Genomic DNA, 23,636 nt, shown 5'->3' with positions numbered 1-23,636 from the left:
CTGCCCTTTCTCCCTTTGTTTATGGAGAGGGGGGGCGGAACCCACACCGCAACCCCCCCTTTTTTCTTTTTCTCCCCCCTCCCCCCCCCCCTCTCCCCCCCCCCCCCCCCCCCCCCCCCCCGGTGCCGAGGCCGGCCGGGGGTCGTGGCGGTCAGGAACGCTCAGGCCGCCTGTTCCCGGATCCGGCCGCGGTCAGCCGATGGGGGTTGAAGTGCAGGCGTTGCCGTTCTTGCCGCCATATTTGGTGAAGGAGCCGTTGGCGTTCTTCCCCCAGAAGGTCACGCAGAGCAGCGAGCCGCGCGGGAAGTTCGCGGTGATCTTGAAGGTGTGGTCCTGGTCCCGGTTGGTGGGACCGGTCACCTTGTAAGTACCCGGTCCGAAGATCTCGAAGAATCCGATCTCCGCTGTCACATTCGTGTTCCGCCAAGCCACGATCTCATTGACGCTGTTGCCGGTGCCGTAGGTGGTGTTGCACAGCGTTTGCCCCATGGCGCAGACGCCTTCCTTCGCAGTGACGCCGCTCGTGCTCGCCGCGGCAGGCGCGGCCAGCACCAACGCGGTGGCGGCGACAGCGACTACGCCTCGCGCTGCCCGTCCGGTGATACTCATGAGCATTCCCCTTCACAGACTGCCGGGGTCCGGCCGATCCGGACCCGCCATCCACACACGCCCGGCGCGGCGACACCGTTGGCCACCAACACCCACATCCACCCAACGGAGTGACAGACTTGCGCCACGGCCGACTGGCACACGCGACGAGGCCGAACCCTGACTAATGCTGATCAGCCGATATAGGGCTCAACACGCTGCTGCAAGCCGTGTTCGATGCGGAGGCGGTTGGCCTGGCCGATGTTGAGCGCGGCGATGTCGGCGGGGGCAATCCAGTGGACCTCTGTGCTTTCGCTGCTGGTGCGGGGTGTTCCGCCGACGGGGCGGGCGCGGAAGCAGAGGGAGAACTCCTGGCGGACTTCTCCGTCGTCGTAGGCGATGACGTGGCCGGGGTCGGAGTAGACGCCGATCAGCCCGGTGATCGCGATGTCGATGCCGGTTTCTTCCGCCGTCTCGCGGACCGCTGCCTGCGCCACCGGAGCGCCGGGGTCGTTGTAGTAGTCGCGTTTCGGCACGTCAGCGTGTCTACCACCGCGACGGAAGCCACTCCTGCGCGTCGTGGCTGATCCAGGCTGGCGCGGGGCCATCGACACCCCCGTTCACCACCAGCAGCGACCACAGTGGACTGCGGGTCAGCGGCCGGGTGCTTCGCAGGCCTGCTTCAGGGCGGCGGCCTCGGACTCGACGAACCGGCGGATGCGGCCCGCCACCACCGGCGTGAGCAGCCAGGCGAAACCGCCGGTGAAGTCGATCCGCAACCGCACCTCGCTGCCCGAGTCGGTGGCCTCGATCCGGTGCGCGGCGACCATCCGCCCACCCCCGAACCGGGTCGCCCAGTCGAACGAAACCCCCGGCTCTACCGCGACGACGTCCCAACGGCCGCTATCCCACCGATCCGGCAAAACCTCGCCGCGAGATCAGGAGAGCTCGCAAAGCAGCGCCGCGGCTGGCTGAGCAGAGGGCGCAGCTGGCCAGGGGCGGCGCCTGGCGCTACGCGTCGATCCGTGTCGGATCCTTGCCTGCGATCCGGATTGCGGTCAAGCCGCCGCCCTCCCTCTGGTAGCACACGTACAACGTGTACTGGCCAGCTTCGGCAACGTTGTCTTGTGCCCACGCAATTGCTTGGTGCACGTCGCACCCTGTGAGCTCATAGGAGTAGTTCCACCAGCCGACCCGTTCCGGAGGAACGTGGACATTGGGGAAGGGCTGCGACCACAGGTGCACCCGAAAGACAGGATGATCATCCTCGCTCGTCACATCCCGCTCATCTACGGGCCTAATCTCCATGATCGCAGCCTCCCTGCGTTAGGGCGTGGTCACGGGCACCAGCGGGGTGTCCCCGTTGCCGATCGGCCCCTGAATCGGAGCGACGAAACCCGCTTCATATCCACCTGTGTACCAGCCAGAACCCAACACAGGCGGTTGCCCTTGCGCCGGCGTGTAATAAGTTGCCTCCCCGGGTACCGGAACCCGTTGGGTCTGGCTGGACACCGAACGCGGTTCAACTGGCCCGGGCGGGGGTGGCGGCCCGGCCGGATCTCCAGGCACGAACCCGAGGACGCCGTTGACGTGAACGTCCGGGGGCGCTCCTTGCCCATCGCATTTCACCCGAACCTTGAACAGCACACTCCCCGCCCGAGGCGGCGGAGAGTAGTGCGGGTATTCGAGACTGCTGCTGCATGCGACATCGGCCGTTCCGCTGGTGTCGCCGACGACGGACACCAAGTGGCCATCCGCATCGTAGGTTCGTAGCACGTACGTGGTGGTGTCCTGGTCTGCTGACGCGATCCCGCTGGATAGCAGCAGCCCGACTCCGGCGGCCAGCGCGGCACGACGAATCTTTGTGAACATGCCACAGGAAATTAGCGATCTTCGCTAGAAATTCACTAAACGCATTGCGTGCTACCGCCGCAGGACGCTTAAAGCGATCGACGCTCGGCGGTGGTCGCGGGGGTTGGTTGTGCTGAATCCGGACGCGCTGTTGTTCCACCAGATCACGGTCCAGCCCGATGTCAGCACCGGCACCTACGGTGATCAGCACAGCCCACCGATCACCGTCCGACCGCAGGTCGAAGACGCTGGCGTGGAGGCGCACGACGTGCGGAAGATCGCCGGTCGCGCGTCACTGACCACAACTCAGCGGTACCTGCACACCAGCCACGAGTCGGTCACGGACGCCAGCGCTTTGCTGCCGAAGCACCTCCGGCGGTCCACAGATGGTCCACAACTCTGCGCAGCCCGAGTCACTGGCCAAGCCGTCCGCAGAACGACCAAAAGGCCGATTACCTGGAATTTCTCCCCGGTAACCGGCCCTCTGAATTGGGTGGAGCTGACGGGATTCGAACCCGTGACCCCTTGACTGCCAGTCAAGTGCGCTACCAGCTGCGCCACAGCCCCTTGTTCTGTTTTTCCGAGGTGTTCGGTTCGTTTCCGCCCCGCTCATCTCGTGTGTCATAACAGTACAACAGGCTCCGGAGGGGTTTTCAGGGGGGTCCCCCCTGTTGGATCTACCCACGGGCTCGGTCGAGCTGCTACACCGTGGGTCGTGGCGACAGCACAGCGCGTGCATCCTCCGCTGGTGGCTCCCGAGGCCGAGGGTGTGACCCCCGAGCAACGCCGTGAGCTGCAGGAACGACGGTTGCGGCAGTTGGTCGACCGCCTGTTGGCCGCCGGGGGCCTGCAGGCCGGGCGGCTTCGGGAGCGCGGCGTCTCGGCCGGCTCCGACGTGCGGCTCGAAGACCTGCACCGGTTGCCGCTCGTCTCGAAGCAGGACTTCTGGGATCAATACCCGTTCGGGCTTCGCGCGGCGGCCGAGGACGACATCGTCTGCGTGCACGGCACGTCCGGCACGATGGGCCGCCCGACTCTGGTGCCCTACACGGCGCATGACATCGAGGTGTGGACGCAGGTCATGGCTCGGGCACTGGGCGGCGCCGGCGTGACGCGGCGCAGCGTCGTGCACTGCGCGTACGGGTACGGCCTGTTCACCGGCGGACTCGGCGTGCATCACGGGGCGACGCGGCTGGGCGCGACGGTGCTCCCGGTGTCCAGCGGCGCGACCGATCGGCAGCTGCGGTTGTTGCTCGATCTGCGTCCTGATGTGCTGTGCTGCACACCGTCGTACGCGACCTACCTCGGCGAGGCGCTCGCGTCGACCGGGATCACCGCCGATCAGTTGTCGCTGCGGGTGGGCTTGTTCGGTGCCGAGCCCTGGACCGAGGAGATGCGGCAGGGCATCGAGGGGCTCCTGGGGTTGCGTGCGCTCAACGTCTACGGGCTCGCCGAGGTGATCGGGCCGGGCGTCGCCTGCGAGTCGATGGACTCCGGGGGCTTGCTGAACATCGCCGAGGACCACTTCTTCCCCGAGGTCGTCGGCCCGGACGGGGAGCCGCTGCCCGACGGCGAGGTCGGCGAGCTGGTGTTCACGACGTTGACGAAGTCCGGCACCCCGCTGCTGCGCTACCGGACCGGTGATGTGGCGTCGCTGAGCGGGCCCGCCCCCGGTTCGCCGCGGACGCTGCGCCGGATGAGCCGGGTGCTGGGGCGCACCGACGACATGGTGGTCATCCGCGGTGTCAACGTGTTCCCGTCGGAGATCGAGGCCGTGCTGCTGGCCGATCGGCGGGTGGCGCCGCACTACCTGATCGTCGAGGACCGCCGGGACCGGTCGCGCCCGGAGCTGCGGGTCGCGGTCGAGCCGCGGGATCCGAACGGCGACACCGAGCTCCTGGCGATCGAGCTGGCGGCCGCGCTGCTCGCCCGGCTCGACATCGCGTGCATCGTCCGGGTGCTCGACCACGTGCCGCGGGTCGCCACCGGCAAGGCGCAACGCCTGGTTCGGTGGGAGCACGGGGTCAGCCCGCTACCCGGCATCGAGTGAGCGCAGGGTCCGTGCCGCCACCCGCAGGTCCGCGACGAACCCCTGGTACATCGCCTCCCTGTCGTCGGAGCGGAGGATCGCCGACGGGTGGATCGTGGCGAGCACGTGGGCGTCGCGGTCCGGGAGGTCCAGCACGGTGCCGCGATCCTTCGTGATGCGGAACGAGGTGCCCAGCATCGCCTGCGCGGCGGTCGCCCCGAGGCAGATCACCAGCCGAGGCGCGACGACCCGCAGTTCGGCATCCAGCCACGGGCGGCACGCGTTGACCTCGGTCTGGGACGGCTTCCGGTGGATTCGCCGCTTCCCGCTGGTGCGCTCGAACTTGAAGTGCTTGGTGGTGTTGGTGACGTAGACGTCGTCGCGCCGGATGCCGGCCTCCGCCAGCGCGCGGTCCAGCATCCCGCCCGCAGGCCCGACGAACGGCACGCCCCGCCGGTCTTCCTGATCACCGGGTTGCTCGCCGATCACCACGACCTCCGCCGTCTCCGGGCCGGCGCCGAACACGGCCTGGGTCGCGTCGCGGTAGAGGCCGCAGCCCTGGCAGTCCTGAACCGCTTTCCGTAGGCCGGGCAACCGGGCCCGGGACGGGACGAACTCCTCGGCGCCGGGCACGGGGTCAGACGGCGTGGCCGTGGGGTTTCGGCAGGCCGCGGGTGTTGGCCGCCTTGACGAACTCGGCGCGGGGATCGTGCAGTTCGCCGAGCGCGACGACCTGGCGGCGGAACGGCAGTTCCAGCAGCCAGTCGCCGAGGATGCGCGCCTTGTGGGACGCGGTCGGCATCTTCGCGAGGTGGTAGGTGCGGTGCAGCAACCACGCCGGGAAGCCCTTGAGCTTGACCCCGTGGACCTCGGCGGCGCCCTGGAACAGGCCGAGCCCGGCCACCGATCCCGCGTACTTGTGCTTGTAGTTGACGAGTGGTTCGCCGCGCAGCATCGCGAGGAGGTTGTCCGCCAGCACCTTGGCCTGGCGGACCGCGTGCTGCGCCGACGGGCTGCACAGGACGTCCGGGTCGCTGCTGGTCAGGTCCGGCACCGCGGCGCAATCACCGGCCGAGAACACGTTGTGGGTGCCGCGGACCTGCAGCTTCGCCGTGCATTCGAGGCGGCCCTTGGCGTCCCTCGGCAGGTCGCTGTCCTCCAGCATCGGGTGCGGCTTGACGCCCGCCGTCCACACCAGGGTGTCGGTGTCGAACTCGTCTCCGTCGGAGAGCACCGCATGTCCGTCCACGAAGGACTTCGCGGTGGTGTTCAGCTTCACCTCGATGCCGCGTTCTTCCAGCCGCTGCCTGGTGTACTCGCTCATCGGCGGGCTGACCTCGGGCATGATCCGGCCCATCGCCTCCACCAGCACCCAGCGCATGTCGCCCGCCGAGACCTGCGGGTAGCTGCGGATCGCGTAGCGGGCCATGCTCTCCAGCTCGGCCATCGCCTCGATGCCCGCGTAGCCGCCGCCGACGAACATGAACGTCAGCAGCCGCCGGCGGAGCCGCTCGTCGGTCGTGCTCGCGGCGATGTCCAATCTGGACAGCACGTGGTTGCGGAGGAAGATCGCCTCGCCGATGGTCTTGAACCCGACGCCCTGCTCGGCCAGGCCGGGTATGGGCAGCGCCCGCGAGATCGACCCCGGGACCACCACCAGCATGTCGTAGCCGAAGCGCTCGACGGTGCCGTCGCCGAGGGTCGCGGTCAGCTGCTGGGTGGCGTGATCGATGGCGGAGACCTGCGCGGTCAGCACCTCGCACCGGCGCAGCGCCTCCCGCAGCGGCACCACGACGTGCCGCGGTTCGAGCGAGCCGGCCGCGGCCTCGGGCAGGAACGGCTGGTAGGTCATGTGCGGCTGGGTGTCGATCACCGTGACCTTGGCCTCGCCGGGCTTCATCTTCCGCTGCAGGCGCAGCGCGAGCGTCAGGCCGACGTGTCCGCCGCCGACGATCACGACACGTGGTTCAGGCATTTTGCGGCTCTCCTCTCGCACCGGATCGGGTGCGGCGGGGATCCACCTCGCGCTCCGGGTGCCGCCGCAGGTACTCCTGTTCGAGCTCGAAGGTGCGCGCCGTGTGCTCCCGCAACGAGTCCGGCGAGCCGTGCAGGAAGGTGTCGTTGCGGGTCGTGTGCAGGTGGCGGAGCTCCTGCAGCAGCAGTTCCTCGCTCAGCTCGAAGCCGGGGATTCCGGTTGTCGTGCTCATGTCGTCCTCCCGCATCGCAGGCACGCACGGATCACGACGCCGCGGGATCGACGTCACTGCCGGGATACCCATCGGTCCGCGGCCGGACACCTGCCCCATCGTTCCCCCAGCCTGCGGCGCGGCAGAGCGTTCGGCGACTCGAACCCGAGCGGGTGGCGGCGGCGTTTTCGCGCGAAACCGTCACCGGCCACGCCTGGCGCGCGCCGGTTTCGCGCGAAAACGCCGCGCAGAGCCGGCGGCTACGCCGCGTCGGCGGCCGGGGCGGGACGGGGCGCGGCGGACGGGCGGGTTTCGGGGGCGCCGATCCAGGCCACCAGGCCGAGGACCGCGGTGAAGCCGGTGACGGCGAACGCCGCCTGGTAGGACACCGTGTCGGCGAGGACTCCGGCGATCAGCGGGCCGAGGATCGCGCCGAAGTCGGCGGACATCTGGAACGCGGCCAGCACCGGCCCGCCCTTGCCCTTCGCACCGACGATGTCGGCGACCGCCGCGTTCTGCGCCGGGTTGAGGATTCCGGCGCCCATGCCCGCGATCAGCGAGGCGGCGAGGAACCACGGGACGGAGTCGGTGAAGCCCAGCGACGCGGTGGCCAGGCCGGATACCAGGAGCCCGACGAGCACCAGCGGTTTGCGGCCGCGCTTGTCGGCCATCCGGCCCGACAGCAGCAGCACCGCGGCGTTTCCGACGGCGAACACGGAAAGCGCGACGCCGGCCATCGACTGGGTGGAGCGCAGCGCCTCGACCACGAACAGCGGCACGAGCGCGATGCGGACGCCGTAAACGGCCCAGCCGTTGCTGAAGTTCGACAGCATGGCCGCCCGGTAGGCACGCTGGCCCAGCGCCTGGCGGACCGTCATCGACGGTGCTCCGTTGTCGGGCTGCGGTGCGGCGAGCGTCGACTTCCGCAGCAGCAGCCAGCCGATGAACGCCGCGATGAACAACGCGATCCCGTAGGTGATGAACGGCAGGCGCAGCGAGTAGCCGACCATGACGCCGCCGATGATCGGCCCGGAGACGTTGCCCAGCAGGAAGCTCGTCGCCCACACGCCGGAAGCGCGGCCGCGCAGGTGCGGCGGGGCGAGGCGGACCAGCAGCGCCACGGCCGACACCGTGAACATCGTCGAACCGGTGCCGCCGAGCGCGCGGAAGATCAGCAGCTGCCAGTAGGAACCCGCGAACGCGCAGGCGGCGGTGCTGATGCCGACGATGGTGATGCCCCACACGTAGATCGAGCGCTCGCCGAAGAACGACACCAGGCGGCCGCTGACCGGCGCGAAGGCCAGCCGCATCAGGGCGAACGCACTGATCACGAAGGAGGCGGCGGTGACGCCGACGTCGAAGCTGGTGGCGAACGTCGGCAGCGCGGGCGCGACGATGCCCATGCCGACGGCGACGATGAAGCTGCCGACGACGAGGATCCAGATCTCGCGAGGTAAGGAGCTGATGCCGGCGTCGCCGCTGTCGACGGATTCGGTGGTCTCGTCCGCCGTGACCGGGCTGCTCGACACCGTTCCTCCCAAGTGTTTAGGCAAACTAAGGGAAGCAGCGCACTGCGGCGCGGTCAATCGAGTTACCGCGCCGCAGCCACTGTTTCGTCAGTGTTAACGCCTGCCCCGCACCGCTATTCCGGGTGAGCGGCGCACATCACAGGAGTTCGTCGACCCGGCGCGCGTAGGCGGTCACGCCGTAGACCACCTCGAAACCGCAGGCCTCGGCGAACCGCTCGGCCGTGCCGCCTTCTTCGGTGTGCGCCGCGACCAGCAGCGATCCCCGCTCGCGCAGCTCGTCGACGACGTCGGCGACCAGCTCCCGGCCCACGCCGCGGCGCCGGCGACCGGGTCGCACGATCACCTGCTCGACCAGGCCGATGCCGCGCTCGATGAAACCCTGCGCGAACCCGGCGATGCGGTCGGCGCCGGGATCGTCGACGACGCGCAGCACGCAGCGCGGGTCGTCGATCCGGTGCCCGAGGTTGCGCAGCAGCTGGCGCTCGCCCGCCTCGGAGAGCTCGGCGTCGTCGGCGATCAGGTCCACGATCGCGGGCAGATCGCGATCTTCGGCCGGGCGCGCTTCGCCCCTGGCGTACTGGCGAACCCGGTGCAGCATCGCCACGAGTTCTTCCACCGCACGCCATCCGGCGTCGTCGGCGATGCCCTCGATCTCCGCGACGGTGGTCGGCGATGCGTAGACGACGGCCTCGTCGCGGCCCGCCTCGGCGAAGACCTGCTCCAGTTCCAGCAGGGTTCCGGCGACCTCGGCGAGCGTTCCCCACAGCGCGCACGCGTGGTTGGCGGTCGGCAGCGGGTTGTCCTGGTTGAGCACCACGGTCGCGGCGCCCACTCGTGTGCGCAGGCCGTACCGCACGATGGCCGAGGCCAGCCTCGCGGTCTCGACGAGCCCGGCGAGATCGCGGGCCTGGCGCGGGTCGAGCAGAGCTTCGTCGTCAGGGTCGTGCAACGGATCCACGCATTCATTGTCCCCGCTCCATTCGACGCAGCGCGCAGTCGGACCGTTGAGGCAGGATGGAGTGCTGTGAGCACGCCCACCGAACTCGCCGACGAGCTGCTGTCCGTCATGTTCGACGCCGACCCGGTCAGCGCGACGCTTTACGGGATCCGGGACCGCGACGACCGGCTGCCGAGCATTTCCGCGGAAGCCGAGCTGGCACTGCGCACGCGCGCCGAGGACATCCGCGTGCGCGCGATGGCCGTCGACACCTCGCACGCCGACCTGGAGCAACGGCTGACGATCGCGGTGGTCGTGCAGCAGGCTCAGGCGCTGGTCGACGAGTTCGACGCCCGCCCCGCCGAGTACACCGTGATCGGGAACCTGTTCGCGCCGGTCGCGGGCCTGCTGTTCCACCTGGGCCAGGTGCCGGTGGCCGACGCCGGGCAGGGCGAGGACTTCCTGCGGCGGTTGCGGCGGATCCCCGAGTTCACCGCATCCGCAGCGCAACGGCTCCGCGACGGGATCGCCGCCGGACGCGTCCCGGTGCGGCCGCTCGTGGACAACGCGATCGAGCACCTCGACGACTACCTCGCCACGCCCGAAGCCGATCCGCTGCTGACCCCGAAGCTGCCCGAACCGGCCCTCGAAGCCGAGCGCAAGCGCCTGCTCGCCGATGCGGTGCACCCGGCGCTGCGGCAGTACCGGAACGTGCTCGCCGAGGAGATCGCCCCGCACGCCCGCCCCGCCGACGAGCCCGGGCTGTGCTGGATCAACGGCGGCCGCGAGACCTACCGGCGGCTGGTGCACGCCCAGACCACCACCGATCGCACCCCGCAGGAGCTCCACGAGACCGGACGGGCCCACCTCGCGTCGTTGCGCGGCGAGGTCAGCGAGCTCGGCGCGAGGATCTGGGGCGAAGCCGAATTCGACGCGGTGTTGCGCCGCCTGCAATCCGATCCGGAGCTGTACTGGCGCGACGGCGAGGAGATGCTGGCCGCGGCGCGCGAGGCGATCAGCCGGGCCGAAGCCGTTGCGCCGCAGTGGTTCGGGCTGCTGGCGAGCCAGCCGTGCGAGGTGCGGCCGGTGCCGGGCACCGCGTCGGACAGCACGCCGATCGGCTTCTACATCTCGCCCGCGCTCGACGGGTCGCGGCCGGGCGTGTACTTCGCGAACACCCAGGGGGCCGAGCAGCGGCCCCGCTTCGCCGCCGAGGTGATCGCCTTCCACGAGGTCGTGCCCGGCCACCACCTGCAGCTCGGCCTGGCCCAGGAACGCACCGATCTCCCGCTGCTGCGCAGGCTGGTCGGCATCACCGCCTACAGCGAGGGCTGGGGCCTCTACACCGAGCGGCTGGCCGACGAGATGGGGCTGTACTCCGGCGACCTGGCGCGGCTGGGCATGGTCGTGCAGGACCTGCTGCGGGCCGCCCGGCTGGTGGTCGACACCGGGCTGCACGAGTTCGGCTGGAGCCAGCAGCAGGCGCTCGACTTCATGCTCTCGCACACCACGTCGTCCCCGCTGGAAGCCGCGTCCGAGGTCGACCGCTACATCAGCATTCCCGGCCAGGCGCTGTCGTACCTGGTCGGGCGGTTGGAGATCGAGCGGATCCGGGACGCCGCCCGCGACCGGCTCGGCGACGCCTTCGACATCCGCCGCTTCCACGACGCGATCCTGCGGCACGGCGCGCTTCCGCTGTCCACGCTGGACGTTCTGGTCCGCGAGGAGCTCGCCTGACGGCTCCTGCGACATCCAGGTGATCCCGCCCGAGGGCGCCCGAAAACGACACGCAACGCATTAATGTCGATACCGAGCGTGCTCTTACCGTGGTCGACCCTCGGCGGCTCCGGCCGCCGACCGGGGGCGGGTTTCCCATCGGATGCCGGAGGCGTCATGAGCGACGATCTCGATTTCCGCGCTCGTGCCGGCCGTCCGGCCGTGGGTGCCCCGCGAGATTTGGAGGCGCCGTGACCGGGACCTTCCACCACCGCCAGGAGAGACTGCGCCGCGAGGCCGAGGCGGAACTGCGCGACAGGCTCCTGCCGACCTGGCAGAACCGGGTGCTGCAGCGGTTCGCGGTGGAGCGCGACAACGGCTGGTACCCGCTGCTCAACCAGTTCGCGCCGCACACCCCGGCCAATCGCCCCGATGCCGTGCTGGTCGGGCCGACCGGGGTGCTGGTGATCCTGCTGCGCGAGGCCGAACCGGGCTGGGAGGACTCGCGGGCGGCGTTCCTGTGGATCGCGGAACTGCTGGCCGGGGCGTCGATCGGGCCGGGTGTGCTGACCGAGTCCGCGGCCCGGACGGTGGTCGTGCATCCCGTCGACCACCAGGGCCGCCGCGGGCACACCGGCGAGCACCTCGCGATCACCGAGGCCGAGCTGGACCGGATCCTGGGGCGCGGCGACGAGGTGCTCACGGCCGCGGATGCGCTGGCGATCGCCCGGCACCTGGACAGCCGCACCTTCGACCTGACGCCGATCATGTGGAACCCGAAGCGGATCCCGCAGCAGCGCGGGCCGGGCCAAACGGGCTCCGCGGGCCTGTTCGACGTGCGGGACCTGCGTCGCGAGCGCGTCGAGCACGCCCTGGACCGGCCGTTCCGGGACTGGCGGATCTTCCTGGACGACGCCCAGCACGGCGCGGTGCGCCGGCACTACTCCGGTCCGGCGCGGATCACCGGCCCGGCGGGCACCGGCAAGTCCGTGCTGGCCCTGCACCGGTTGGCCTACCTGGCGCGGCGGAGCACCGGGCCGCTGCTGTTCACCACGCACCTGAGCAACCTGCCGAAGATCGCCGAGACGCAGTTCCGGTCGCTGGCCCCGCACCTCGCGTCGCGCATCGAGTTCACCCACCTGCACGCCTGGGCACGGGATTTCCTGGAGGAACGCGGCCGGGCCGCCGACGTCGACGAACCGCAGGTGGAGCAGGCCCTGGAAGCGGTGTGGCAGCGGGCCGAGCTGGCCACTCCGCTGCGGAACTTCCGGGCCGCGCGCGGCTACTGGAAGGACGAGATCGACCGGGTGATCAAGGGCCGCGGCATCCGGTCGCTGGAGGCCTACCGGGCGGTGCCGCGCAAGGGCCGCGGCGCGAACCTGCCCGCCGAATTCCGGGCCCACGTCTGGCAGTTCTACTGCGAGTACGAGCGCGCGCTGGGCGAGCGGGGCGTGTCCGACCACAACGACGTGCTGATGCGGGCGCTGGCAGAGCTCGAACGCAGCCCGCTGCCCCGGCAGTACACCGCGGTGGTCGTCGACGAGGTCCAGGACCTGACCCTGATCGGGCTGCGGCTGGTGCACGCGATCAGCGGCGACGGGCCGAACCAGCTGCTGCTCGTCGGCGACGGCCAGCAGCAGGTGTACGCCGGCGGCTGGCGGCTGTCCGAGGCCGGGATCTCGTTGCAGGGGCGCGGCGAGATCCTGCGGCGCAACTACCGCAACCGCACCGCGATCGTCGAGCAGGCCGGGGAGCTCGACGCGGTCAACCGGTTCGACGACCTCGACGGCGGCCCGACCGTCCCGCTGCGCTCAGCGCTGCCGGTGCTGCGCGGCGGGCGGGTCGTCGAGTGGCGGGGCGACGACCAGGACGATGCGCTGGTGTCCGCGCTCCGGCGGCTCGACGACGACACCGCCGCGGCCGTGCTCACCCGCACCAACGGCGCCGCCGAGCACTGGGAACGGGTGTTGCGCGCGGCGGGTTTCGCGGTCCGGCCGCTGGACCGCTGGGACGGCCGGGAGTCCGGGCCGATCCACGTCGGCACCGTGCACCGCGCCAAGGGCACCGAGTTCCGCAGCGTGTTCCTGCCCGACGAGCGGTCGCTGTCCGGCGGCTACCGGGAGGAGCGCGAGGCGCTGGACCGGCAACGCCTGGTCGCCCTGACACGAGCCCGCGACTTCCTGTGGATCGGCACCGTCGCGTCGTGAGTGCCGAGTCCGGTTCTTACCGGTTTCAGCGCTCGCGATCGGCTTGCGCCAGGCGCACGATCGCCGCGGCGGCCGACGACGGCAGGGTGCCCCAGCGCTCGGCGGCGTGGCCGGTGAAGGCCTCGCGGAGCTCGTCGCCCAGGGCTTTGCCCTCGTCGGTCAGGCTCAGCCGGCTGATCCGGCGGTCGCTGCGATCCGCCACGCGCGTCAGCAGGCTGCGCCGCTCCAGCCGGTCGACCATGCCGGTGATGTTGGTCTTGTCGCAGCCGAGCAGGGCCGCGAGCTCGCCGAAGGACGGCGTGCGGTCCTTGAGCAGGCACAGCAGCTCGACCTGTTGCGGTGTCAGCCCGAAGCGGCGAGCGATGGCCGCGTAGAGCCCGCGCAATTCGCGGTGCAGGGCCATCAGGGCGCGCGAGAAGTCCGGGTCCATCCGCGCAGATTATCCCGAAATGTTGACAAGATCGACAAATTTAGTTAATGATCTCGACTAACGACTATCTCTACCAATGGAGGAGAACGTGGACGGGGTAGCCCTGGTCACCGGGAGCTCGCGCGGCATCGGCCGGGCCATCGCCGAACGGCTCGGCGCCGACGGCATGGGCGTGGTCGTCAACTACCGGTCCGACCGGGCCGCCGCCGCCGAGGTCGTCGCCAAGATCGAAGCCGCCGGCGGGCGGGCGACGGCGGCCCAGGCCGACGTCACCGACCCGGCCCAGCTGCGCGCCCTCTTCGACGCCGCGGAACAGCACTTCGGCGGCCTCGACGTCCTGGTGAACAACGTCGGCACCGCCCGCTTCTCGCCCATCGCCGAGGCGACCGACGACGACTTCGACGTGCTGTTCGGCACCAACGCCCGCGCCACCTTCATCGCCCTGCGGGAGGCGGCGAACCGGCTGCGCGACGGCGGCCGGATCGTGGTGATCTCCAGCGGCGTCACCGCGGTGAACCGGCCCGGCACCGGCCTCTACGGCGCCGCCAAGGCGGCCGGCGACCAGCTGGTCCGGGTGCTGGCGAAGGAACTGGGGCCGCGCCGGATCACCGTGAACAGCGTGTGCCCCGGCGCGACCCGAACGGATGCGCTGGCCGCGATCCAGCCCGAGTCGGCCATCGAGAGGATGGCGGCGGAAACGCCGCTGGGCCGCATCGCCGAGCCCGGCGACATCGCCGACATCGCGGCGTTCCTGGCCTCCGACGACAGCCGCTGGGTCACGGGCCAGGTGATCCACGCGGGCGGCGGCACCTTCTGAGCCGTCCAGCCGTGCGGGTCGTGGCCGCTCGCTCACGACGTCAGCGCAGGTTTCCGGCGCCCATCGGGGAGAACTCGCGCAGCGCCCGGTCCACCCGGGTCAGGGTGTCGGCGTGCAGGCCGATCCGGGCCGCTTCGAGGTTCTCGGTGATGTGCGCGGGCGTCCGCGATCCGGGAATCGGCACCACGGCCGGATCCTGGTGCAGCAGCCAGGAAAGCGCGAGCTGACCGGGCGAGATGCCCAGTTCCGCGGCCAGCGATCGGATCGGCGCGTAGCGGTCGTTGTTGGCGGCCAGGTGCGCCGCGTCGAAGCGCGGGATGTTGCGCCGGAAGTCGCCCTCGGAGACCTCCCGGACCGTGCCGGCGAGGAACCCGCTGCCCAGCGGGCTCCACGCCACCACGCCCACCCCCAGCTCGCGGGCGGTGGCGAGCAGGTCCGCGTCGATCGGCTGCCACATCGACCACTGGGTCTGCACCGCGGCGACCGGGTGCACGGCGTGCGCCCGGCGCAGCTGATCCGCATCCACATTGGACAGACCGAGGTGCCGGACCAGCCCGTCCCGGATCAGCTCGGCGACCGCGCCCACGGTGTCCTCGATCGGCACGACCGGATCCGGGAAGTGCGGGTAGTACAGGTCGATCCGGTCGGTACCGAGGTTGGCGAGGCTCTGCTCGGCGTAGCCGCGGACGTGCTTCGGCTCGGCGTTCACCGCCAGCTCGCCGAAGGCGTAGTTCACCGGGAACCGGTGCGACTCCGCGCCCTCCGGGATCCGGAAGCCGAACTTCGTCGCGATCACGACGTCGTCGCGGCGGCCGCGCACGGTCTCGCCGATGATGCGCTCGTTGTGCCCGTCCGCGCCGTAGCCGTCGCTGGTGTCGATGAACGTGGTGCCCGCGTCAAGGGCGTGACGCAGCGCCCGGACCGCCCGGTCGTCGTCGATCTCGCCGTACATGCCGGGCGACAGCACCATCGCGCCGAATCCGATGGCCGAAACGTCGAGGCCGCCCAGGGTCCGGGCGGGAAGTTCTCCAGTCATGGCAACGATCTTCCGGCCGATCCGGCACGATGTCGAAGATCCGCTGCTATAACCGATCGTTATGGACGCCCACCTGCGCCACCTGCGGTACTTCCTGGCGGTGGCCGAGGAACTGCACTTCACCCGGGCCGCGCAACGGCTCTTCGTCTCGCAGCCCGCGCTGTCGAAGCAGATCCGGGTGCTCGAACGCGAGCTCGGCTTCGACCTCTTCGAGCGCCGATCGCGCGACGTGGTGCTCACCCCGCAAGGCGAAGCGCTGCTGCCCGGAGCCACCGCGACGGTCGCCGAGTGGGAACGCGCGCAGCAAGCCGCACGAGAAGCCGCGGAGCAGCGCGAACTGGTCGTCGGCATGCAGACCGCCGTCGGTCGCGGCCTGCAGCGCCGGGCGATGCGCCGGTTCGGCGAGCAGATGCCGGACTGCCGCGTGGTGCTGCGGCTCGTGGACTGGACGGACCCGACCGCGGGACTCGCGGACGGCAGCTCCGACGTCGCGTTCGTCTGGCGGCCGGTGCAACCGCGCGACATCAGCACCCGGACGTTGTTCAGCGAGCGGCGGGTGATCGCCCTGCCGGACGACCACGCGCTGGCGGGCAAGGCGGAAATCCCGTTCGCCGACCTGCTCGACGAACCGTTCGTCGCGCTCCCTCCGGAAGCGGCCGAGCTCCGCGACTTCTGGCTGGCCACCGATGCCCGGCAGGGCCGCGCGCCGGTGATCGGCGCGGTCGCGGAGGCGGCGGACGAGGTGTTCGAGGCCATCGCGGCGGGGCTGGGCGTGGTGCTCCTCGCGGAGGGCAACGCGGAGCTCTACGCCCGCCCCGGCATCACCACGCGGCCGGTCGCCGGGTTGTCCCCGGCGGAACTCGCCATCGCCTGGCGCGCCGAAGACACGCGCCCGGTGGTCCGGGCGTTCCTCGCGGCCCTGGCAGATGAGCCGCCGCGCTCGGATTCCTCGCAATTTTAGGCGAAATCGGAAACCACAGAGCAGCCCCGACTCCGGCAGCGTTGTCCGATTTTGCCTAAAACTGGGAGTTTTTCGCGCCCACTGGGTGGGATCGCGGGCCGCGGCAGGAACTGTCCGGCGCCGGGCGACGTCTCCCAGAACGTCGATCCTCGCTTAGGAGAACTGGTGACCTCTGCCCCGCCGGCCCCGCAGGCCCAGGCGACCGACAAGCCCCAGCCCGGGCGCCTGTCACGCAACGCCGCGTTCTGGACCCTCGCCGCCACGCTGCTCGCCTTCATGTGCGCCGCCGCGGCCCCGTCCCCGCTCTACTCCGTCTACCAAGCCGAATGGCACTTCTCCGCGATCACGCTCACCGTGGTCTTCGCGGTCTACGCGATCGCGCTCCTCGCTGCGCTCGTCACCGTCGGCGCCCTGTCCGACCACATCGGTCGCCGCCCGACGCTGCTCGCCGCGCTCGCCATCCAGGCCGTCGCCATGCTCGCGTTCATCACCGCCGACAGCAGCGGCTGGCTGCTCGCGGCACGCGTCTTGCAGGGCCTCGCAACGGGTTTGGCGACCGGCGCGACCAGCGCCTGCCTGGTCGACCTCCGCCCGAAGCCGGCCCCGCTGATCAACACCGCCACCCCGGGCATCGGCCTCGGCGCCGGCGCGATCGGTTCGGGCCTGCTCGTCGAGTACGCGCCCGCCCCGACCACGCTGGTCTACGTGCTGCTCCTCGCGGCGTGCGCGGTGGCCGCCGTCGGCATCGCGCTGATGCCCGAGACGTCGCCGCGACGGCCCGGTGCGCTGGCTTCGCTGCGGCCCAGGATCGGCGTGCCCGCCGACGCGCGCGGCCGGTTCCTCACCGTGGTGCCGATCCTGATCACCACCTGGTCGATGACCGGTTTCTACATGTCGCTGGGCCCGTCCCTGGCCATCGAACTGCTGGGCATCACCAACCATCTGGTGGGCGGCTTCGTGGTCTGCTGCCTGATGGGCACGAGCGCGATCGGATCGGTCGTCTTCCGCAGCGTCGCCCCGCGCACCGCGATCATCGCCGGCGTGCCGACGCTGCTGGTGGGTCTGGCCGGCACCCTCGCCGCGCTGGCCACGATCTCGGCGCCGTTGTTCTTCGGCAGCACGGTGATCACCGGATTCGGCTTCGGCGCCGCGTTCCTCGGCGCGTTCGGCGGCGTGTCCCGGCTGGCTGCGCCGGACAGCCGCGCGGCCCTGTTCGCGACGGTGTACACGGTCAACTACTCGGCTTTCAGCCTCCCGGCGGTGGCGGCGGGCATCGCCGTGACGTGGGTCGGGCTGGGCGTGACCGCCAACGCGTACGCGATCGCAGTCGCGGTGGTGGCCGCCATCGGCCTGCTCGCCGCTCTGCGGACCGAGCGCTGACCGGGGGATCTTCCAGGCGGGGGCTTGATGCCCGGGAACCCCGGCGCCGCACCGGTTGGGCGGCGAAGGAGAAGCTGCCGACCGCCTCGAACCGCGTCTTAGCCGCGGGGGTGGCCGCGCCGCTGATCGACATCGCGATCGGCCTGGCCCTCGGCTTCCCCTCCGCGCTGTGCCGGCTCGTCGTCCTGACCGCCCGCCTCATCGCCCGGCGCCGGCAGCTCCGGCCTCAGCTCGCCGGCAGCCGGTTGGCGTAGATCGCGATGCTGCCGATCAGCAGCAGGACGACCATCGAGAGCAGGCCCACCACCGTGCTCCCGGTGGCGTCCTTGACGAAGCCGATCAGCGTCGGGCTGATGAACCCGCCGAGCAGACCGATGCTGTTGATCAGCGCGATCCCGCCGGCCGCCGCCGTGCCCTTCAGGTAGGTCGACGGCATCGCCCAGAACACCGTGTACGACGCCCACATGCACGCCGTGGCGACGATGATGGCGATCAGCGAAACGACGAAGCTGCTGGCCGTGAAGGCCGCGACAGCGAGCGCGATCGCGCTGATCAGCGCGGTGATCGAGCTGTGCAGCCGGCGCTCGCCGGTGCGATCCGAACGCCGCCCCAGCACGATCATCAGCACGATCGCGAACGCGTACGGCAGCGCCGAGTAGAGGCCGATCGTGACGGTGTCGGTGAGCCCGTTCTCCTTGAGGATCGTCGGCAGCCAGAAGCTCACCGCGTACAGGCCGCTGATCAGGCAGAAGTAGCCGACCGCCAGGGCGTAGACGCGCGGATCGCGCAGCACCTGCCGGAAGCTGTGCGTCCCCTTGTCCCGGTCCACCGCGAGGTCCCGGCGCAGCAGTTCCTTCTCCTCGGCGCTGAGCCACGTCGCCTGGTCCGGGGTATCGACCAGCGTCAGCCAGACGACGACCGCGAGCACCACGCACGGCAGGCCTTCCAGCAGGAACATCCACTGCCAACCGTGCAATCCGGCGACGCCCTCGAAGTGGGTGATCAGCCACGAGGAGACCGGGCCGCCGAGCATCGAGCCGATCGGGCCGGGCAGCATCAGCAGCCCCATCGCCGCCGCCATCCGCGCCGGCGGGTACCAGTAGGTGAGGTAGAAGATGATGCCGGGCGCGAAGCCGGCCTCGAACACGCCGAGCAGGAAGCGCAAGACGTAGAACGACGTCGCGTCGCTGACGAACATCATCGCCGCCGAGGTGAGCCCCCAGAGGACCATGATGCGGAAGATCGTCTTGCGGGTGCCGATCTTCGCCAGCAGCAGGTTGCTGGGCACCTCGAAGATCACGTAGCCGAGGAAGAAGATCCCGGCTGCCAGCCCGTAGACCGACTCGCTGATCCCGACGTCCTCCTGCATCTGCAGCTTGGCGAACCCGATGTTGACGCGGTCCAGGTAGGCGAACGTGTAGCAGAGGATGAGCAGCGGCAGGATCCGCCAGCCCACCCGCCGGTACAGGGCGTCGGGCGCCACGGCGGTGTTGGTCATGGTTGCTCCGTGCGGTTGCGGTGGCGACCGAAGACCGGTTCGCCGGGTAGACGGTCGAGTTGGATCTGCTCGTCGCGGACCACGAAGGTGCCGCCCACGAGCACGTGGTCGATCCCGGTGGAGGGCCGGACCTGGGTTGCGGTGGCGCCGCTGGCGATCGCGCCGGGGTCGAACACCACGATGTCGGCGTCGGCGCCGACCTGGATCCGGCCCTTGCGCTTCATCGCGGGCGCCGCGGCTTCGAGGATCTGCGCCGGCAGCAGGGTGCAGCGCCGGACGGCTTCGGCCAGCGACAGCACGCCGAGCTCGCGGACCAGCCAGCCGAAGGTCCGCGCGTAGCAGCCGACGCTGCGCGGATGCGTGAAGACGTCGTCGGCGACCGGCCAGGTGTCACCGGCCCGCCCCGCCAACGGCACCGCGTCCGAAGCGATCGCGGTGTCGGCGAACAGCAACGAGCGCTGCAGCGTCGCCAGGTCCGCCGGATCGGTTTCGTCGAGCCAGTCGAAGAGGATCAGCGCGCCGGGATCGGATTCCCGCAGCTCCGCCAGCCGCGCGGCGTCCGCGACGCGCTCCCCCGTGGCCAGGCAGAGGATGTTCTTCGGCACCATCCCGAGCCGGTGCAGCAGCTCGGGCGCCAGGAACGCCGCACCGATCACCGTCGACGCCGAGCCGTACGGGTAGGCCTCGGTGGTGACCTGCAGGCCGTATCCCCTGGCGCGGTCCACCGCGCCCGCGATGTCGTCGATCATCCGGTTCGACGTGCTGTTGATGTGGCACATGTGCATGTGCGCGCCGGTCCCGGCCGCCGCCGCGATCACCTCCAGCGCGCCTTCCAGCGAGGTCCCGGGCTCCTCGGTGGAGATGAACCGGGTGTGGGTGAACGTCGGCACGCCGAGCCGCGCGGCCAGCGAGGCCACCGCGAAGTACTCGTCGCGGCCCGAGTCGGGCGCGTAGCCGACGAGCACCCCGATGCCGAGGGCGCCGTCGTGGATCTGCTCCTCCAGCAGGTCCAGCACCCGCGCCACATCGCGGGCACCGGCGGGCCGACGCCAGTTCGGCGCGCCCTGGTGCTTCGAGAACATGCCGAACGACGTGCCCAGCGCAGCGTCGTCGAGCAGCCGCATCCGGGCCAGCGCCCAGCCCGCGGAGTAGCCGAAGTTGATCGGCCGCCCTTCGGCGGTCGCCTCGGCGTAGGCGGTCCGGACCGGCAGCGCACCGGCTTCCAGCTCCAGCGCCGTGGTCACGCCGTCGAGGGCCTGCAACCGCAGCCCGGTGACCGTCTGCGCGTGGCTGTGCATGTCGATGAAGCCCGGCGCGAGCACGCGGCCGGAGACGTCGACGACCGCATCGCCGGTCAGCCGGGACGCCGAGACCGCCGCAATCCGGCCGCCGCTGATGCCGACGTCGCGCACCTCGTCCAGGCCGGTCTCCGGGTCGATCACCCGCGCACCCGCCAGGACCAGTTCGAATCGCTGCTCGCCGCTCACCATGCGATGCAGCGTGGGGAAACCTCGTCACAACAACCGCAGAACGATGGATATCTCCGTGAGGTGCGGCTTGAATGTCGGAAAACGACGCCGCCGTCATCCGGCTGTCACGCGCGAGGAGGTCGCCCGGTGCTGGACGAAGTGGATCTCGCGCTGGTGGACGCCCTGCAGATCAACCCGCGAGCGAGCTGGACCGCGCTGGCGGAGGTGCTGGAGCTGGCGCCGATCACGCTGGCGCGCCGCTGGCAGCGGCTCACCGACGCCGGCGCCGCCTGGATCACCGTGGCGCTGGGCAACAGCTCGGCGAAGGGCGCGACCATCGAGTTCGCCTGCGCGCCCGGCACCGAGCTGCGGGTCGCCGAGCAGCTCGCCGAACTGCCGCACGCGATCACGGTCGGCGTGACCACCGGCGAGTACCAGGTCTTCGCGCTCGTCATGGCGCCGACGCTGGGCGCGATCTCCAACGTGCTGCTGCGGACCCTGCCGGTGCCGGCGGAGGTCACCAAGGTCCGCAGCCACGTCTTCGGCAGCACCTTCGGCGGCATCATCTGGCGGCTCGGCGTGATGAACCGGAGCCAGGCCGAGCAGGTCCGCGAAGCGGTCGGGCCGAGGCCGCGCGAGATCCGGCCGTTCGGCGCCGCCGACCGGGCCCTGTTCCTGGCGCTCGGCCACGACGGCAGGCGCAGCTACGCGAGCCTGGCGGCAGAGCTGAACACCTCGCCGCAGGCGGTGAAGCGCCGCCTCGACCGGCTCCGCCGCCACGGCGACATCGCGTTCCGCTGCGACGTGGCCCGGCCGCTGGCGGGCTGGCACGCGATGGCGCTGCTGTGGCTGGCGGTTCCGGACACGGAGGTGCAGCGCATCGGCAAGTCCCTCGGCGGCTGGCCGGAAACCCGGCACTGCGCGGCGGTCGCGAGCCCGGCGAACATGGGCCTGATCGTGGGCCTGCGCTCGCTGAACCACCTGGACGACCTGCTGATCCGGATCGCCCACGACCACCCCGACGCCAAGGTGGTGGACCGGAAGCTGGTCCTGCGCACGACCAAGGTCCACGGCCGGATCCTCGACGACGAGGGCCGGAGCACCAGGGTCGTCCCGGTGGACCCCTGGGCGGCCCTCCCGACCTGACGGGGCCGTGAGTCCTTTGGGCGGCTATGGCAACCCAAAAGACTCACGGGTCGACCGACAGCGTCAACCCGTGCTCATGCGCGTAGATGACCGCGTGCACCCGGGTTCGCAGACCGAGCTTGGCGAGGATCCGCGCGACGTGCGTTTTGACCGTGCCCTCCTCGATCCACAACGCTCGGGCGATCTCGCCGTTGCTCGACCCGCGCGCGACCTGCAGCAGCACTTCGCGTTCCCGTGCGGTCAGCCGGGCGAGATCCGGGCTGGCCGGCTGCGGGGAAAGCCGCGCGAAGCGGCGGACCAGCCGCCCGGTGACCTGCGGATCGATCAGGCCCTGGCCGCGGGCGGCAGCGCGCACGGCGTCGACGAGCAGCTGCGGATTGTTGTCCTTGAGCAGGAATCCGGTGGCGCCGACCCGCAACGCCTCGAAGAGGTACTCGTCCAGGTCGAAGGTCGTCAGCGCGATGACCGCCGGAACGTGCGCGGCATCCGGCGCGGTGAGCGTCCGGATGACGGCGATCCCGTCCAGCCTGGGCATCCGGATGTCGACAACGGCGACGTCGGGTCGGCGGGATCGCGCCTGCCGGATCGCCTCGGCGCCATCGGCGGCCTCGGCGACCACCCGCACACCCGGCGTCGTGTCGAGGACGAGCCGCAGCGCGGACCGCACCGCCGCCTGGTCATCGGCGATCAGCACCCGAATCGTCACCGCGTCGCCCTCTCCGTCGGCAGCGTCGCCCGAACCAGCCAACCGTGCGGCTGCCGGAGCGTGATCAGCAGGCTGCCACCGAGCAGGTGCGCGCGTTCCCGCATGCCGCGAATGCCGTGTCCCTCGGCCGCGAGGTCACGCGACGGGCCATCGTCCCCGACCGCGATCGTGACCTCCTCGGCCGCGTACCCGATCTCCACCCTGATCCCGTCGGCGCGGGCATGCCGGACGGCGTTGGTCAGCGCTTCCTGGGCCAGCCGGTAGCCACCGTGCTCGACCAGCGGCGGCAGTGCGGTGACCGCGCCGTGCCGGACAACGGTGATCGGGCACTCCGATGTGGACAACCGATCGGCCAACGCCTCGACGTCGTCCAGGGCGGAGCCACTGGGGTTGTCCTCGCGCAGCGTCTCCAACAGCTCGCGAACCTCCCCCAAAGCGGCTGCGGCGAGGGAATCGACCGTGTCGAAAGCGGTGCCCGCGGCGGGCGGGAGGTCGCGCAGTGCGTAGACCGCGGAACCGACCTGCATCCGGATGGCCGTCAGGTGGTGCCCCACCGCGTCGTGCACCTCGCGGGCGATCCGGCCGCGCTCCTCGGCCATCGCCCGGCTCGCTTCCGCTCGATGCAGCCGGGCCGCCTGCTCGGCGCGTTCCCCGTGCAACCGCATCGCGTAGCCGACCGCCACCGGAGCGATCCCGGTGATCACCGCTTCGGCGAACAACTCAGTGCCGAACTGCCCGGCGGGCAGCACCGACGCGCACATCAACAGCCAGCCCACGGACGTCGCGAACACCGGCGCAACGCGCTGCGGACGGTTGTAGGCGGCCGAGCAGAACGCGATCATCGCCACGGGCTTCCCGGACCAACCCGGCAACGACGATCCGGCCAGCACGACGACAGCTGCGACGACGGCGACGGACAGCGGCAGCCTGCGGCGCAATGCCAGCGGTGCCGCCACAGCGAGGCTGAAACCAGCAACCTCGAACACCGGCGCCGTGCCCTGCCACATCGCCGCAGCGGCCACGACCACGGCAGCTACGCCGGCCAGCACGGTGTCTTGCGTCGTCGGGCCGAGACGACGCCACAAACGCCCTGGGGGCGAGGCCGACAGCCCCGCCCCCGACATGCGCACGCTCATCGGACGTTTGTAGC

Annotated in this window: 22 protein-coding genes and 1 tRNA gene; 8 read left to right on the top strand and 15 right to left on the bottom strand. The window is 70.8% G+C overall.

The window, feature by feature from the left end; translation table 11 throughout:
• Positions 1–192 precede the first annotated feature (192 nt).
• From AC07EQ_RS15720 to AC07EQ_RS15705, 4 genes are all read right to left on the bottom strand, one after another.
• Complete coding sequence (locus AC07EQ_RS15720) at positions 193–609, bottom strand: hypothetical protein (protein ID WP_478388635.1); 417 nt, start codon at positions 607–609, stop codon at positions 193–195.
• Positions 610–782: 173 nt separating this feature from the next.
• Positions 783–1,124, bottom strand: coding sequence for an NUDIX hydrolase (locus tag AC07EQ_RS15715; protein WP_478388634.1), 342 nt, complete (start codon positions 1,122–1,124; stop codon positions 783–785).
• A 117-nt stretch (positions 1,125–1,241) separates the two neighbouring features.
• Complete coding sequence (locus tag AC07EQ_RS15710) at positions 1,242–1,511, bottom strand: SRPBCC family protein (RefSeq protein WP_478388633.1); 270 nt, start codon at positions 1,509–1,511, stop codon at positions 1,242–1,244.
• A 1,422-nt stretch (positions 1,512–2,933) separates the two neighbouring features.
• A tRNA-Ala gene (locus AC07EQ_RS15705) sits at positions 2,934–3,006 on the bottom strand.
• A 148-nt stretch (positions 3,007–3,154) separates the two neighbouring features.
• On the opposite strand from AC07EQ_RS15705, the gene AC07EQ_RS15700 reads away from it, so the two are divergent.
• Positions 3,155–4,489 (top strand): phenylacetate--CoA ligase family protein, encoded by a 1,335-nt coding sequence (locus tag AC07EQ_RS15700; protein ID WP_478388632.1) that lies wholly within the window; start codon positions 3,155–3,157, stop codon positions 4,487–4,489.
• Here the strand turns inward: AC07EQ_RS15700 and AC07EQ_RS15695 are convergent.
• From AC07EQ_RS15695 to AC07EQ_RS15675, 5 genes are all read right to left on the bottom strand, one after another.
• Positions 4,472–5,101, bottom strand: coding sequence for a UdgX family uracil-DNA binding protein (locus AC07EQ_RS15695; RefSeq protein WP_478388631.1), 630 nt, complete (start codon positions 5,099–5,101; stop codon positions 4,472–4,474). The genes AC07EQ_RS15700 and AC07EQ_RS15695 overlap by 18 nt on opposite strands.
• Positions 5,102–5,105: 4 nt before the next feature.
• A complete protein-coding gene (locus AC07EQ_RS15690) occupies positions 5,106–6,443 on the bottom strand; it encodes an NAD(P)/FAD-dependent oxidoreductase (RefSeq protein ID WP_478388630.1) in 1,338 nt (445 codons plus the stop codon).
• Positions 6,436–6,675, bottom strand: a complete 240-nt coding sequence (locus tag AC07EQ_RS15685) for a DUF6158 family protein (RefSeq protein ID WP_478388629.1) — start codon at positions 6,673–6,675, stop codon at positions 6,436–6,438. The genes AC07EQ_RS15690 and AC07EQ_RS15685 overlap by 8 nt, the downstream gene beginning before the upstream one ends.
• Positions 6,676–6,914: 239 nt before the next feature.
• Positions 6,915–8,183 carry an MFS transporter gene (locus AC07EQ_RS15680; protein WP_478388628.1) on the bottom strand — a complete coding sequence of 423 codons (1,269 nt, stop codon included), beginning with the start codon at positions 8,181–8,183 and terminating at the stop codon, positions 6,915–6,917.
• 136 nt (positions 8,184–8,319) lie between these two features.
• Positions 8,320–9,141, bottom strand: coding sequence for a GNAT family N-acetyltransferase (locus tag AC07EQ_RS15675; RefSeq protein WP_478388627.1), 822 nt, complete (start codon positions 9,139–9,141; stop codon positions 8,320–8,322).
• A 66-nt stretch (positions 9,142–9,207) separates the two neighbouring features.
• Here AC07EQ_RS15675 and AC07EQ_RS15670 point away from each other — a divergent pair, with 66 nt between their 5' ends.
• Entirely contained in the window at positions 9,208–10,857 is a 1,650-nt protein-coding gene (locus AC07EQ_RS15670; protein WP_478388626.1) for a DUF885 domain-containing protein, read from the top strand.
• A 230-nt stretch (positions 10,858–11,087) separates the two neighbouring features.
• Positions 11,088–13,043: a UvrD-helicase domain-containing protein gene (locus AC07EQ_RS15665; RefSeq protein WP_478388625.1), complete on the top strand. Its 1,956-nt coding sequence runs from the start codon at positions 11,088–11,090 to the stop codon at positions 13,041–13,043.
• Between the two features lie 25 nt (positions 13,044–13,068).
• Here AC07EQ_RS15665 and AC07EQ_RS15660 read toward each other — a convergent pair whose 3' ends face one another.
• Complete coding sequence (locus tag AC07EQ_RS15660; RefSeq protein ID WP_478388624.1) at positions 13,069–13,473, bottom strand: MarR family winged helix-turn-helix transcriptional regulator; 405 nt, start codon at positions 13,471–13,473, stop codon at positions 13,069–13,071.
• Between the two features lie 76 nt (positions 13,474–13,549).
• On the opposite strand from AC07EQ_RS15660, the gene AC07EQ_RS15655 reads away from it, so the two are divergent.
• A complete protein-coding gene (locus tag AC07EQ_RS15655; protein WP_478388623.1) occupies positions 13,550–14,290 on the top strand; it encodes an SDR family oxidoreductase in 741 nt (246 codons plus the stop codon).
• A 40-nt stretch (positions 14,291–14,330) separates the two neighbouring features.
• Here AC07EQ_RS15655 and AC07EQ_RS15650 read toward each other — a convergent pair whose 3' ends face one another.
• Positions 14,331–15,326 carry an aldo/keto reductase gene (locus AC07EQ_RS15650; protein WP_478388622.1) on the bottom strand — a complete coding sequence of 332 codons (996 nt, stop codon included), beginning with the start codon at positions 15,324–15,326 and terminating at the stop codon, positions 14,331–14,333.
• A gap of 61 nt (positions 15,327–15,387) precedes the next feature.
• Here AC07EQ_RS15650 and AC07EQ_RS15645 point away from each other — a divergent pair, with 61 nt between their 5' ends.
• From AC07EQ_RS15645 to AC07EQ_RS15635, 3 genes are all read left to right on the top strand, one after another.
• Entirely contained in the window at positions 15,388–16,287 is a 900-nt protein-coding gene (locus AC07EQ_RS15645) for a LysR substrate-binding domain-containing protein (protein ID WP_478388621.1), read from the top strand.
• Between the two features lie 165 nt (positions 16,288–16,452).
• A complete protein-coding gene (locus AC07EQ_RS15640) occupies positions 16,453–17,667 on the top strand; it encodes an MFS transporter (RefSeq protein WP_478388620.1) in 1,215 nt (404 codons plus the stop codon).
• A gap of 110 nt (positions 17,668–17,777) precedes the next feature.
• Positions 17,778–17,921 (top strand): hypothetical protein, encoded by a 144-nt coding sequence (locus AC07EQ_RS15635; protein WP_478388619.1) that lies wholly within the window; start codon positions 17,778–17,780, stop codon positions 17,919–17,921.
• Here the strand turns inward: AC07EQ_RS15635 and AC07EQ_RS15630 are convergent.
• Together AC07EQ_RS15630 and AC07EQ_RS15625 are read right to left on the bottom strand one after the other, a co-directional pair.
• On the bottom strand, positions 17,894–19,165 hold the full coding sequence (locus AC07EQ_RS15630) for an MFS transporter (protein ID WP_478388618.1): 1,272 nt from the start codon (positions 19,163–19,165) through the stop codon (positions 17,894–17,896). The genes AC07EQ_RS15635 and AC07EQ_RS15630 overlap by 28 nt on opposite strands.
• Entirely contained in the window at positions 19,162–20,655 is a 1,494-nt protein-coding gene (locus tag AC07EQ_RS15625; RefSeq protein ID WP_478388617.1) for an amidohydrolase family protein, read from the bottom strand. The genes AC07EQ_RS15630 and AC07EQ_RS15625 overlap by 4 nt, the downstream gene beginning before the upstream one ends.
• Positions 20,656–20,781: 126 nt before the next feature.
• On the opposite strand from AC07EQ_RS15625, the gene AC07EQ_RS15620 reads away from it, so the two are divergent.
• Positions 20,782–21,780: an Lrp/AsnC family transcriptional regulator gene (locus AC07EQ_RS15620; RefSeq protein WP_478388616.1), complete on the top strand. Its 999-nt coding sequence runs from the start codon at positions 20,782–20,784 to the stop codon at positions 21,778–21,780.
• Between the two features lie 43 nt (positions 21,781–21,823).
• On the opposite strand, the gene AC07EQ_RS15615 is transcribed toward AC07EQ_RS15620, so the two are convergent.
• Both AC07EQ_RS15615 and AC07EQ_RS15610 read right to left on the bottom strand, forming a co-directional pair.
• Entirely contained in the window at positions 21,824–22,486 is a 663-nt protein-coding gene (locus AC07EQ_RS15615; RefSeq protein ID WP_478388615.1) for a response regulator, read from the bottom strand.
• Complete coding sequence (locus AC07EQ_RS15610) at positions 22,483–23,622, bottom strand: sensor histidine kinase (RefSeq protein WP_478388614.1); 1,140 nt, start codon at positions 23,620–23,622, stop codon at positions 22,483–22,485. The genes AC07EQ_RS15615 and AC07EQ_RS15610 overlap by 4 nt, the downstream gene beginning before the upstream one ends.
• Positions 23,623–23,636: the final 14 nt, after the last annotated feature.

This window comes from Saccharopolyspora sp. NPDC045839 (genome assembly GCF_056431645.1).
This window is presented reverse-complemented; position numbering and strand designations above follow the sequence as displayed.